The organism is Corynebacterium matruchotii (genome assembly GCF_011612265.2).
GTDB classification, from domain to species: domain Bacteria; phylum Actinomycetota; class Actinomycetes; order Mycobacteriales; family Mycobacteriaceae; genus Corynebacterium; species Corynebacterium matruchotii.
Map to the genome: position 1 here is coordinate 1,578,178 of NZ_CP050134.2, position 12,717 is coordinate 1,590,894.

Annotated in this window: 9 protein-coding genes and 1 pseudogene; 3 read left to right on the forward strand and 7 right to left on the reverse strand. The window is 59.7% G+C overall.

What is annotated here, in order from left to right:
- Positions 1 to 33: 33 nt before the first annotated feature.
- The 5 genes and pseudogenes from HBA49_RS07030 to HBA49_RS07050 all read right to left on the reverse strand — a co-directional run bounded on the left by HBA49_RS07030 (position 34) and on the right by HBA49_RS07050 (position 5,272).
- Positions 34 to 1,167, reverse strand: a complete 1,134-nt coding sequence (locus tag HBA49_RS07030; RefSeq protein ID WP_005527003.1) for a cysteine desulfurase family protein — start codon at positions 1,165 to 1,167, stop codon at positions 34 to 36.
- Between the two features lie 14 nt (positions 1,168 to 1,181).
- Positions 1,182 to 2,140, reverse strand: a pseudogene (locus HBA49_RS07035) (electron transfer flavoprotein subunit alpha/FixB family protein).
- 18 nt (positions 2,141 to 2,158) lie between these two features.
- Positions 2,159 to 2,959 (reverse strand): electron transfer flavoprotein subunit beta/FixA family protein, encoded by an 801-nt coding sequence (locus HBA49_RS07040; protein ID WP_005527176.1) that lies wholly within the window; start codon positions 2,957 to 2,959, stop codon positions 2,159 to 2,161.
- Between the two features lie 199 nt (positions 2,960 to 3,158).
- Positions 3,159 to 4,391 (reverse strand): THUMP-like domain-containing protein, encoded by a 1,233-nt coding sequence (locus tag HBA49_RS07045; protein ID WP_005527331.1) that lies wholly within the window; start codon positions 4,389 to 4,391, stop codon positions 3,159 to 3,161.
- Positions 4,392 to 4,414: 23 nt separating this feature from the next.
- A complete protein-coding gene (locus HBA49_RS07050) occupies positions 4,415 to 5,272 on the reverse strand; it encodes an NUDIX hydrolase (protein WP_005523214.1) in 858 nt (285 codons plus the stop codon).
- A 61-nt stretch (positions 5,273 to 5,333) separates the two neighbouring features.
- On the opposite strand from HBA49_RS07050, the gene HBA49_RS07055 reads away from it, so the two are divergent.
- Entirely contained in the window at positions 5,334 to 5,525 is a 192-nt protein-coding gene (locus tag HBA49_RS07055) for a hypothetical protein (protein WP_005527261.1), read from the forward strand.
- On the opposite strand, the gene HBA49_RS07060 is transcribed toward HBA49_RS07055, so the two are convergent.
- On the reverse strand, positions 5,492 to 6,322 hold the full coding sequence (locus tag HBA49_RS07060; protein WP_040432240.1) for an ABC transporter ATP-binding protein: 831 nt from the start codon (positions 6,320 to 6,322) through the stop codon (positions 5,492 to 5,494). The genes HBA49_RS07055 and HBA49_RS07060 overlap by 34 nt on opposite strands.
- 256 nt (positions 6,323 to 6,578) lie before the next feature.
- Here HBA49_RS07060 and HBA49_RS07065 point away from each other — a divergent pair, with 256 nt between their 5' ends.
- Positions 6,579 to 8,615 carry a maltotransferase domain-containing protein gene (locus tag HBA49_RS07065; protein ID WP_005527412.1) on the forward strand — a complete coding sequence of 679 codons (2,037 nt, stop codon included), beginning with the start codon at positions 6,579 to 6,581 and terminating at the stop codon, positions 8,613 to 8,615.
- Between the two features lie 157 nt (positions 8,616 to 8,772).
- On the forward strand, positions 8,773 to 10,992 hold the full coding sequence (gene glgB, locus HBA49_RS07070; protein ID WP_338080826.1) for a 1,4-alpha-glucan branching protein GlgB: 2,220 nt from the start codon (positions 8,773 to 8,775) through the stop codon (positions 10,990 to 10,992).
- A gap of 108 nt (positions 10,993 to 11,100) precedes the next feature.
- Here glgB and HBA49_RS07075 read toward each other — a convergent pair whose 3' ends face one another.
- On the reverse strand, positions 11,101 to 12,711 hold the full coding sequence (locus HBA49_RS07075) for a peptide ABC transporter substrate-binding protein (RefSeq protein ID WP_005527272.1): 1,611 nt from the start codon (positions 12,709 to 12,711) through the stop codon (positions 11,101 to 11,103).
- Between the last annotated feature and the right edge of the window lie 6 nt (positions 12,712 to 12,717).

Consider the following 12,717-nt stretch of genomic DNA (forward strand, 5'->3'; position numbering starts at 1 on the left):
CTTTTTGTCTGGCGGGGAATATTTTTGGTTGGGTTATGATGCCATGCCGGCGCGTTGGGCCATGGTGACCGCTTTGGCCAGGTGGTTGATTAAATATTCGACGTCTTCTTCGGTGGTGGTGTAGCCGAGGGTGAGTCGGAGTGTGCCCCGCGCTAGTTTTTCGTCTACTCCCTGGGCCAGCAGCACCCGTGATGCCCGGTTGACGCCGTTGGCGCAGGCGGAGCCGGTGGATGCGGCGATGCCGGCGGCGTCGAGCATCATGATGAGGCTGTCGCCTTCGGCGTTGGGGAAGCTGACGTTGAGGTGTGTGGGGAGCGCGAATTCGGCGGGGGTGTTGATGCGCGCGCCGGGAATGGTGGTTACGGCGTCGATAAGCTGCTGTTTGAGCTTTGCGACGCGTTGTGCTTCGGCCGCCATGTCGGCGCAGGCTTCTTCCAGTGCCGCGGCCAACCCCACGGCGCCGGCCACGTTCACGGTGCCGGAGCGAATGCCGCGTTCTTGTCCCCCACCGTGGATCAGGGGGTGTGGCGCCGGGGAGCGTTTGGCCAGGAGCAGGCCCACGCCGCGGGGGCCGCCGAATTTGTGGCCGGATGCCGCCAGCGTTGTGGCCCCGAGCTCGTGGAAGTTCACCGGGAGTTTCCCCACCACCTGGACCGCGTCCACGTGTACTGGGGTGCCGGTGGCGTCCGCCCGGGCAATCACATCAGGCAGGGGTTGGATGGCCCCGGTTTCGTTATTCGCCCACATGCATGCCACGACCGCGGCGGGGGTTTCGAGGAAATTGTCGGGGTCGTGGACGAAGCCTTCCGGGGTGACCGGCATGACGTCGAGTTGGGCGCCTTGGTCGGCGAGGTAGCGGGCGGTTTCGTAGATGGCGGCGTGCTCAATTGCGGTGCTCACCACCCGGTTGTGTTGTTCTTTCCGGGCCTGCCACTGCCCCACCAGGGCAATGTTGTCGGATTCGGTGCCGGAGGCGGTGAATATCACTTCGATGGGTTCGCACCCCAGGAGGGATGCGACGAGTTCCCGGGCGTCTTCTAATACTCGGCGGGATTTACGCCCCACCTGGTATTGGCCGGCCGGGTTGAGTAGTCTACTGGCGTTCAGCCATGCCTCGCGGGCGACGGGCCGCATCATTGTTGTTGCGGCATGATCAAAATAGCGCATGGTCGCGGTGGTTGTTATTTCCGTTTTGCCAATTCCTCCACTATGAGGGGCACTATTTCGTGCAGGTCACCCACCACACCTAGGTCGGCAATGTGGAAGAATGGGGCATCATCATCGTTGTTGATGACAATGATTTTTTTGGCGGTTTGCATGCCTGATGTGTGTTGGATGGCGCCGGAAACCCCCAGGCCAATATACACGTCGGGGCTGACAGTCACGCCGGTTTGACCAATCTGGTAGATCGGATCGTACCAGCCCAGGTCCACAACATCGCGGGTGGCGCCGACGGCACCGCCGAGCGCGTCGGCGAGGGCTTCGACTTCGGTGTGGAAGTTCTCTTCCGAATCCACGCCCCGGCCGCCGGCCACCACAACCTTGGCGTTGGTCAAATCCGGCCGGTCTCCCTTGACCGCCGGCACGAACTTGGTGACGGTCACGTCTTTCTCCGAGGCTGCCGGCAGTTCGAATGTGCTGACCACACCGGCCCCCGGGTGGGTTTCGCCGGCACCTCGGTGGCGCCGTGCCGCATGGTGTAGATGGGGCTGCTGCCGCCCACCGCGGTGGACACTTCGATGGCGTCGCCGAAAATGCTCATGAGGGCGGTGAGGTCGCTATTGACCTGCACCACGTCGCACAGCACCCCGGAGGCGAGGCGGGCGGCCAACCGGCCGGCGATTTCGTTGCCGGTCACGCCCGCACCCACCAGGATGGGCCCGGGGGCGCCGGCCGCAAGCATGGAGAGCGCGTCGGCGGCGGGCAGCACGACCCGCTGGGCGGTATCGGCCCCGACGGCGGCAACGATGGCGTCCGCGCCCAGGGCGGCCAGTTGGGACACCAATGGCTCGTGGGCACCTGCCGCACCAACAACCACGGCCGTCACGGATTCGAACACCTTTGCGGCGGTAATGAGTTCCCCGGTGATGGGAAGTACCTGGTCGCCATCATATTCGACCAGAACATATGCGGTAGACATAATGTGGGTTTCTCCTAACTACTTCTGATCGGAAATGAGCTTTTCGGCCACTAAATAATCCACGATTCGGGTCGCCGCGGCGGCCGGCTCGTCCCGGATGATTTCCCCCTGGGTGCGGACCGGCCGGGTCACGGCCGCAGTCACCGCGGTGGAGGCGTACCCCAACCCCACCTGCTGCGGGTCCACCCCAATATCCGCCAACTCCAGCTGGCGGATCTCCGCCTTCTTCGCCGCCATGATGCCCTTAAAATTCGGGAATCGGGGCTTATCCGCCTGGTCGGTCACCGACACAATGGCCGGCAGTGGGGCCTCAATGTTGAAATGCCCTTCGGCGGTCTCCCGCACCCCCTTGACCACACCGCTTTCAATACTCACCGAATTGCAAGCAGTCAGCGCTGGCTGATTCCGGTACTCCGCCAGCACCCCGGTCAATGCGCCAGTGCCAGCGTCGGAAGACGCCACCCCGGAAATAATCAGAGACACGTCGGGGATCTGCTGTAGCGCATTGGTGAGCGCCCAGGCGGTACCAAGGATGTCGGATCCGGCGAGCGCGTCGTCGATAAGCAAAACCGCATCGTCGGCCCCCATGGCCAAGGCTTTGCGCAATGCTTCCTCAGAACCTGCAGGGCCGGCGCTTAACGCAACCACCGTGAATTCTGGATTAGCTTCCCGAAGCCGCAGCGCCTGCTCCACCGCGAATTCATTAATTTCATCAATAACATTATCCGCGGCCTCCCGATCCAGGGTAAAATCCGCCGTCAGGCTTTTCGTCGACCAGGTATCCGGCACGTTCTTAACCAGCACCACAATTGCCGGCATGGGCAGTCACTCACCTTTCGTAATAAATTGTTTCTGTGCAGAGTTTAGCGGAGAACCAGCACTAACCTATCACTAACCGCTGACGCAACACCCAATTCTTGAGGATTTTAGTCACATCACGCTGCCGAAACACCCCATTCGAACACGGTTATTTATGCATGCAATAAATTCCGGCCGCACCAAACCACACCACGCCGCATCATGGTATGGGCTGGCCCGCAGGCGGCTCCCCCACCACCCGGGCTTCGCACACCAATGCCACCCCGGACCGGCCGATCCGCGTACACACCACCGCCATTGGCCGCGACCCGGAAAGCCGTAGCTTCTGCCGCAGCCGATCCGGGTCCACATCCACGCCCCGCACTAAAATCTCCACCGACCCGCAATCATGGCCCCGCAGCACCGACCGTAGCTTCTTCAACGGCACCGTCTCAAGATAGGGGAACCCGCTCATACCCGCCGGAATCCGATCACCCGTGAGGTAAGCAATCCGCTCATCCAAGAGCCACAGGTTTTCCCTATGAGCGTAGTGGCGCACCAGCCCGGCGCGAATGACCGCCCCATCGGGGTCGATGATGTAGGTGCCGGGCTCCCCCACCAAGGTGTCGGCCCCGGGATCGTCACGGTCGGTGAGGATGTCCATGGTGCCGTCGCGGATGATGACAGCTTCGCGGTGGAGTCCGTCGGCGAGCGCCGGGCTGTACAGGCAGGCTTCTTTCACCCCACCATCGACGCTGACGAGGCTGACCAGGCCGTCCCAGCCGGTGAAGTCGATGCCGGGGGCGCATTTGATGGCCATGGAAGTGCGCGGGTAGGTGGCGATGATAGTGGCAAGCGGTGGGAGGAGTTCGTCGGGGTTGGTGATGCGTCGCCCCTGGTGGCGGCGGGCGGGGTCGGCGATAATGGCGTCGGCGGCGCCGGGGATGGTTGCGGGGTGCCTGGCGTCGGCGACGTAGAAACCCCAGACGGGTTGGGGTTTGTTCGCAGCGTTCGCTGTGGGAAAGGTGGCGCCGAGGTTGTGGCGGGCCATGATGACTCGTGACGGATCGAGGTCGCTGCCGAAGTATTGGATGCCGGCGGCGACCAGTGCGTGGCCTTCAGTGCCGATAGAGCAGGTGATGTCGTGGATGCGGGCGCCCGGGCCCAGGGTGCGGGCGAGGCGGGCTGCTCGCACGCGGGCGACAGGGAGTGGGGTTGCTTGTTGGGCGGATTCGTGGCAGACGATCCAGTCGGCGGGGAGCTGTTTCCGGGCGGCGGTGTGGCGGGCGCGGCCGAGTTCCATGGCTGCACGACCGTATTCGCCCAGGTGTTCGCGTAGGTAGGTGGCGTCGGTGAGGGCGTCGCGGGGAGCGAAGCTGCGGGTTGCCAGGTGACAGGTGATGTCCGCGTTGTGGGCGATGAGGTAGTGGACTTCGTCGATGCTGTAGCTCACGGTGGTGGTGTGATGATGGGGGGTTAAAAGCGTTTTGGTGGGGTGTAGGTGAAGAATTCTTGGTAGCGGGGGTCGTGGATGGGGTCGCCTAGTACTGGGTCCATGCTGGGGTTTTGGAGGGTGTCGAGGAGGGATTTGACGGTGGTGTGTTCGCTGAGGAAGAGCATGTGGGCCCAGGTGGGTATGACGAGGCGAAGCAGGCCGGCGCGCCACCCGTCGAGGATGAGAGATGGGGGGAACCAGCCGGTGGAAGATACTTCGATGGAGTCGTCGTCATCGGGTTCTTGGTCGTGGGGCAGGGCGGCAACAAACGAATAGAGATCGAACTGGTGTTTGTCCGTTTCGGGGCTGACCCAGCGGGAACAAGGGGTGAGGAGGTCGGTGCGGGCGACGAGGTTGTTTTGCAGCAGCAACTGCGAGAAGGACAGGCAGTGGGATTCGAGCGCGAGCCGGTCGTCGTGGAATGGGGTGGCGTCGGCAACGAGGCGGCCATCGGCGTGGGAGGCTAAGAGGGTGCCGGATTCTTCGAAGAGTTCCCGGCAGGCGCCGAGGATGAGGGCGCGGGCGCGGAACCTGTCGGTTTTCAGGCGTTTCGCCCATACGCTGAGGCTGGGCCCGTACCAGGTGGGGTCGGTTTCAAAAATGTCGTGGGTGAGGGGTTCGAACACGAGTGGGGCGTTGGATTTGCCGGTTTGGGGTTGGGCAAGGGTGAAATCACGGGGGTCGACGCCGCCGCCGGGAAACACCGTGGCCTTGGGGAACGTGGGCATGGAGGAGACACGTTCCTGCACGTAGACTTCGAGACCATAGGCGCCGTCTCTCACTAGGAGGACGGTGACGGCGAGTTTATTGCCGCGATACCCCTCGACGAATCGTGCCACTTGTGTTTCGACCTCCCGATCATGTTTTTACCAGCATACCTAACCCAGGTGAGGGTTTGTTATGGGCATGATAGTTGTCATGATTCGGTGGGTTTGTTTCATCGACCACGCTTTCCGGCCAGCCACACCGCCGGCACATGATACCGCCGATGCGCCGGGTCGGCGGCCAGCAAGCCAAGTATCGGTCACCGCAGCTACCATGGCTGGCCAGTTGGCCGGCTACCGGTGGGCGAAGAATCGGCCGCCCACGTGATCGACCTGGATGGGCTGGTGGAAGGCGGCATTGAGGTTATCGCTGGTCAGCACCTGGTCGATGGGGCCGGTGGTAACAATGCCGCCCTGGTCGAGCAGGAGGGCGTGGGTGAAACCGGTGGGGATTTCTTCCACATGGTGGGTGACCATGACCAGGGTGGGGGCATCCGGGTCGGTTGCCAGTTCCCCAAGGTAGGCAACGAGGTCTTCCCGGCCGCCCAGGTCCATGCCGGCGCTGGGCTCGTCGAGAAGCAACAGTTCGGGGTTGGCCATGAGGGACCTAGCGATGAGGACTCGTTTGCGTTCGCCTTCGCTGAGGGTTCCCCAGGTGCGGTCGGAAAGATGGTCGGCGCCCACCTGGGTGAGCATGCCGGCGGCCCGATCCAGGTCTTCGGAATCGTATTCTTCCCGCCACCGACCCAAAATGGCGTATCCTGCGGAAACCACCAGGTCAATGACTTTTTCGCCGGTGGGGATGCGACTGGCAACCGCACTGGAGCACATGCCAATAGCCGCCCTGAGGTCGCGCATGTCGGTGCGGCCGATGCGTTCGCCTAATAGCCAGATGGTGCCGGTGGAGGGGAATTCCTCGGCGGCGGCGAGTCGCATGAGGGTGGTTTTGCCGGCACCGTTGGGTCCGACGATGATCCAGCGCTGCCCAGCAGCCACCTGCCATGTGATGTGGGAAACAAGCGGGCGTTGATTGCGGATTAAGGAAACATCGTCAAATTGGATCAAAATATCAGGTTGCGGGGGTGTTAGTTCATTGGTGGGGGTTGAATTATTCATAGCATCCATCTTGTCGTAAGAATTTTTTTGCTGTGGAACTGACACAAGTTAACTACGCTAGTAAGGGCGTAGAAAAACTTTATACCCCTGTTGGCTCCCCCATGGTTCCCCCATGTGCGGGCATCATGTTGATAAAACGTGAATGGAAACACATTTCGCCGGGGCGTAGCAACAGGCATACTGGACTTAAAAGTTTTGAATGCAACACAAGTAAATAATGTGTAAAACCATATCCCCCTACTCATACAAAGGAAGCGTCAGTATTGTGACTGGAAGACTCGCTATTGAAGACGTTCGCCCGCAACTTTCTGCCGGTACCTACCCGTCGAAAGCGGTGGTTGGTGAACTTGTGCCGGTCAGCGCGCAGGTATGGCGGGAAGGCCATGATGCCATTTCCGCCACTCTCACCATCACGGGGCCTAAAGATTCGCAGATTGCGGCGTCACCACTGCATATCACCATGCATCAGGATGAGTTCAATGAGGATCTTGTGCATGCGTTTTTCATCCCGGATGTCATGGGGACCTGGACATTCCAGGTTGATGCGTGGAGTGATCCTATGCGCACGTGGCGGCATGCGGTCACGAAGAAGATTGAGGCGGGGCAGTCGGAAGAAGAGCTCGCTAACGATCTAATACATGGTGCGGATCTGTTTGATAAGGCCGCCAAGGGGGTTCCCGATAAGTCGCAGCGCAAGGTGTTGCAGGCTATTGCTAAAGAGCTGCGCACCCATAAGGAGCAGCTGCGGACCCGGGTAGCGCCGGCACTGTCGGAAACCACGTTGAGCATTTTGGCGGAGCACCCGCTGCGGGAGTTACTGACTACGGGACAGCCAAATGCGGTGTTGGTGGAGCGCCGGGATGCGTTGGTGAATTCCTGGTATGAGTTGTTCCCCCGGTCGACGGGTGGGGTGGATGCGGATGGGAATCCGATCCATGGCACGTTTGAGACCACGGCACGGGCATTGAACCGGGTGGCGAAGATGGGGTTTGATACGGTGTATTTCCCGCCGATTCACCCGATCGGTGAGGTGCATCGGAAGGGGAAGAATAACTCGCTCGTGCCGGAGCCTGATGATGTGGGATCCCCGTGGGCTGTGGGTTCGGCCCAGGGTGGGCATGATACCGTGCACCCACAGTTGGGGACGATTGATGATTTTAAAACCCTGTTGCAGTATGCGAAGAAGCTGGGGTTGGAGGTTGCGATTGATTTGGCGTTGCAGGCGGCACCGGATCACCCGTGGGCGGTAGAGCATCGGGATTTCTTCACGTCGCAGCCAGATGGCACGATCGCGTATGCGGAGAATCCGCCAAAGAAATACCAGGATATTTATCCGCTAAATTTTGATAATAATCCCACGGAGATCTATGCGGAGATCTACAAGATGGTGATGTTCTGGGTGGAGATAGGAGTGACCACGTTCCGGGTGGATAACCCGCACACGAAGCCAGCAAATTTCTGGCAGTGGTTGATCTCCAAGGTGCATGAGACGAACCCGGATATTATTTTCTTGGCGGAGGCGTTTACCCGCCCGGCGCGGCTGTATGGGTTGGCGAAGGTGGGGTTCTCCCAGTCGTACACGTATTTCACGTGGAAGACTTCGAAGTACGAACTGACCCAGTTCGCCGAGGAGATTGCGGCGATGAGTGATGTGTGCCGGCCGAATCTGTTTGTGAACACGCCGGATATTTTGCACGCATCCTTGCAGTATGGTGGGCGCGCTATTTTCGCCATTCGGGCGGCGCTAGCTGCCACAATGTCGCCGCTATGGGGCGTGTATTCGGGCTATGAGCTGTTTGAGAATCAGGCGGTTGCCCCGGATTCGGAAGAGTATTTGGATTCGGAGAAATACCAGCTGCGGCCCCGGGATTTCGAAGCAGCGCTGAATAATGGTGATTCTTTGGAGCCATATATTGCAACGTTGAACAAGATCCGGCGGGAGCATCCGGCGTTGCAGCAGTTGCGGCAGATTCATTTCCACTACGCCCCGAACGACAACATCATTGCGTACAGCAAGGTGGATCCGGTGACCGGTGATGCGATTTTGGTGGTGGTCAATTTGGATCCGCACCACGACCAGGAGACGGTGCTGGAGTTGGATATGTCACAAATTGGGCAGTCGCCGGATGCGTCGTTTACGGCCCATGATCTTGTGACCGGCCGGGACTTCCCGTGGTATGCCCGGACGTTTGTCCGGCTCAGCCCGTGGGGTGATGTGGCCCATATTTTGCAATTGCCGAAGGTTGAGGGCGCAGCGTTAGCGAAGATCCGCGAGCGGGCTGTCAACGACTATCGCGCCTAATTTTGAGCTTTTCGACGCTAGGACGGCGTCGAAAAGCTCAATAAGCGGTGTATCTCACGTAAATTTTTCGTCCAAAATATGTGGTGGCTACGGTAGCGTGAAGGGTGAAGCGTGGCCAAAACATACCGAATTTTTTCTATTAGAGAGGCTTGGTTACATGAGCTCCCCTATCACTGACCCGAACCACCCGTTGTATTTCAACGACCACAATCGGGCCCTGCTAACCCAATGCCGGCATTATGATCCGCATTCGATCTATGGCTGGCACCCCATGGAAGAAGGCGGCGCGGTGTTCCGCACCCGCCAGTTAAACGCTAAAAAAGTGGAACTTATCACACCCGATGGTGGCAGCATTGAGCTGGAGCCGTTGGGGGATGATATTTTCGGCACGGTTTTGACCGGCGAGAACACCGGTGGTGGCCATAAACTCCGCATCACCTGGAATAATGACATCACTACCGAAACGTATGACCCCTACAGCTTCTGGCCCACCCTGGGCGAGTTGGACATGTACCTGATTCGTGAGGGCCGGCATGAGCGCCTGTGGGACGTATTAGGGTCGCATGTGTGCGAGATCGAGACCGATAATTTCGGCCCGGTGAAGGGCACGCGTTTTGCGGTGTGGGCGCCGAACGCCGCGGGTGTGGCGGTTATTGGTGATTTCTGCGGTTGGAACCCGAACCAGTTCCCCATGCGCAGCCTGGGGAGCTCCGGTATTTGGGAGATCTTCATCCCCGGCGTGGGCGAGGGTGAGGTGTATAAATATGCCATCCACACGCAGGAGGGGTGGCGGTTGGACAAGGCTGACCCGTTGGCCCGCCGCACCGAGGTTCCGCCCCGCACCGGCTCCATTGTGACCGAGTCGCACTACGAGTGGCAGGACAAGGAGTGGCTGGAGAAGCGGGACAAGGCACAGCACGATGTGGAGCCCATGAGCATCTACGAGGTGCATTTGGGATCGTGGCGAGACGACCTGGGCTATAAGGAGCTTGCCACCGAACTGGTGGCGTATGTGAAGGAGATGGGCTATACGCACGTCGAATTCCTCCCCGTTGCCGAGCATCCGTTCGGTGGTTCGTGGGGTTATCAGGTTACCGGCTACTACTCCCCCACCGCCCGCTGGGGCACCCCCGATGAACTGCGTGAGCTTGTCGACGCGTTCCACGCGGAAGGCATTGGCGTCATCATGGACTGGGTGCCCGCCCACTTCCCGAAGGATGATTTCGCGCTGGGCCGGTTCGACGGCCGGGCTGTCTATGAGCACCCCGACTGGCGGCGGGGCGAGCAGAAAGACTGGGGCACCTATGTGTTCGACTTCGGCCGCAATGAGGTGCGTAACTTCCTGGTGGCCAACGCCCTCTACTGGCTGGAAGAATTCCACATGGATGGCCTGCGGGTGGATGCTGTGGCATCCATGCTGTACCTCGACTATTCCCGTGAAGACGGCGAATGGTTGCCTAACCAGTATGGTGGGCGGGAAAACCTGGATGCGGTGCAGTTCCTCCAGGAAATGAACGCCACCGTACATAAGTATCATGAGGGTGTGCTCACCATTGCGGAGGAGTCTACCTCCTGGCCGGGTGTGACCGCCCCCACCGAATACAACGGTTTGGGCTTCAACCTGAAGTGGAACATGGGGTGGATGAACGACACCCTGGAATATTATTCCAAGGATCCGGTCTACCGCCGCTACCACCACAACGAAATCACCTTCGCCATGGTGTACGCCTACTCGGAGCACTATATTCTGCCGTTCAGCCACGACGAGGTGGTGCACGGCAAGGGCTCCTTGTGGGAGCGTATGCCGGGCGATACCTGGAACAAGGCTGCGGGGCTGCGGACCCTCTATGCGTTCATGTATGCGCATCCGGGCAAGAAGCTCCTCTTCCAAGGCCAGGAATTCGGCCAGGTGATGGAGTGGAACGAAAGCCGACCCGTCGAATGGGGCAATCTGACCGGCTGGGAGGGCGAATTCCATGTGGGTATTTCCCAACTGGTGAAGGATTTGAACACTCTCTACCAAGAGAATCCGGCCCTGTTCACCCAGGACAATACGCCGGATGGTTTCGCCTGGACCAAGTCGGATGATGCGGAGAATAATATTTTGTCCTTCGTCCGCTATGGTTCCGACGGGGAGAAACTGTTGTGCGTGTTCAACCTGGGTGGCACCTCCCAACTGTCTTACAAGCTGGGGGTTCCTGAATCCGGTTTCTGGAAGTGCATCATGAACACGGATCTTGCCACCTATGAGGGTGCGGATAACAAGCTGGAGCAGGAAGTTGCTGCCTGGGATACCGGGTGGGATGGTTACGATCATTCCATCACCCTGCACATCCCGGCCATGAGCGCCCAATACTACCGCTGGGAAAATAGCTAGCCACAGGGTAGAATAAGTTCTTGACGCCGCTCCCGCCGTTCGACCACGATGGTGGGGGCGGTTGTCGTTAGGAAAAAAGGGGCACGTGACCTGCGGCGTCGATAAGCACTAGCAGCGTTTTGTGATCGCCGAATAGTTCGGGTAGGTGTCAAAGTCCACCGACACATTGCTCACGTCCGCTTTCCACCCCACGGCCTCTAGGGGGAAAAACAGGGGGATGGCCGGCAATTCTTCTAACAGCACCCCGTGTGCTTTCTCGTAATCCTTGACCGCGGCCGCCGGGTTTGTCGCCTTGTCGGCCTGCTTTAATAACTCGTCCACCTGGTCGTTGGAGTATTCCGTATCGTTCGACGCCCCATCGGTGGCGAAATTGGGCTCCAGGTAGCTGCGCACAGACGGGTAGTCGGCCTTCCACCCGGTGCGATATGCCCCGTCGAATCGGACGGTGCGGAAGTCATAGCGGAACCGGGCGAAATCCGCCCCTGCCACCGGAAACGATTGAATCCCTAAATTTCTACGCAGTTGATCCGCCACCGCCGTCGCCCACCGTTGGTTGTCGGAAATGTCGAAGGAAAAATGCACCGGCACCTGGTCGGTAAACACACCATATGTGGCATCGGCCTGCGCCCACAGTTCTTTCGCTTTCTTCACGTTCAGGCTCAGCACCTCCCGCTGTTTCGCACTGGTATTCGACCCTGGTACTTTTGGTGGCACGAACCCGGTTGCTGGCGCATACGAGCCCCCCAACTCGGTTCTCGCAATGCTCTCCCGGTCGATCGCCATGGATAGTGCCCGCCGGCGCAGCACCCCCTCTTCCCCGGTAAAATGGGGTGTTTGGGCGTGGATACTCAATTCGATCACGGACGCGCTGGGCTGCACGATCGCCCGATCGCCCAGGTCTTTCCGGTAGTTTTGGAAACCCGTGGGGGAAAACGCATCCACCATGTCGAGATCGCCCGCAAGCAGATCCTCGTAGGGTTTGGTACCCCGGCTGTACATGCTGAGCTGCACCCCATCGTTGACAGCCGCCCGGGGCCCCTGGTAGTGGGGGTTTTTCACCAGCGTGAGGGAATGCTGCGTCACCCACGATTCCAACACATATGGGCCGGAACTGACCGGCTGCTTCGCATAGTTTTTCGGCGGTTTCTTCTCCAATGCCACCGCGGGCAGGGGGCTAAACGCCGGGTGGGAAAGCCGCATCACAAAATCCGACAGCGGATTTTCCAACTCTATGGTGAACGTGGTGGGGTTTTCCACCTTCAGCCCCCGCAGCGGGGTGACCGCTTCCGCATCGTCGTGGTAGCCCACAATGGGGCTAAGCAAGTAGGAGTTGGCGTTCTTTTCAGCCACCACTTTATTCCAGGCGTCCACGAAGCTGGTGGCGGTCATGGGGGACCCGTCGGAAAACACCAGGTTGGGCCGCAGTGTGACCCGGTACAGGGTGGGTTTTATCTGTTTGATCTCTTGCGCTAAATCGTTCCGAATCTTATTGGAGCTATCCACATACACCAGGCCGGAATAGATCATTTTAGCGACCCGCAGGTTGGCGCCGCTTTGGCTAGTTCCCGGCAGCAGGGCTTCCCCCGGCTCGTCCCCGTTGGCATGAATAATGCAGCGTTGCGACGAGGCTGCGGAGGAAGTGCATGCGCTCAAGCCCAATGTGGCAAGGGTGCTGATGGCGATGCCGAGAGCGACAAGTGTGGTGGAGGTTTTCTGCATGGTGGT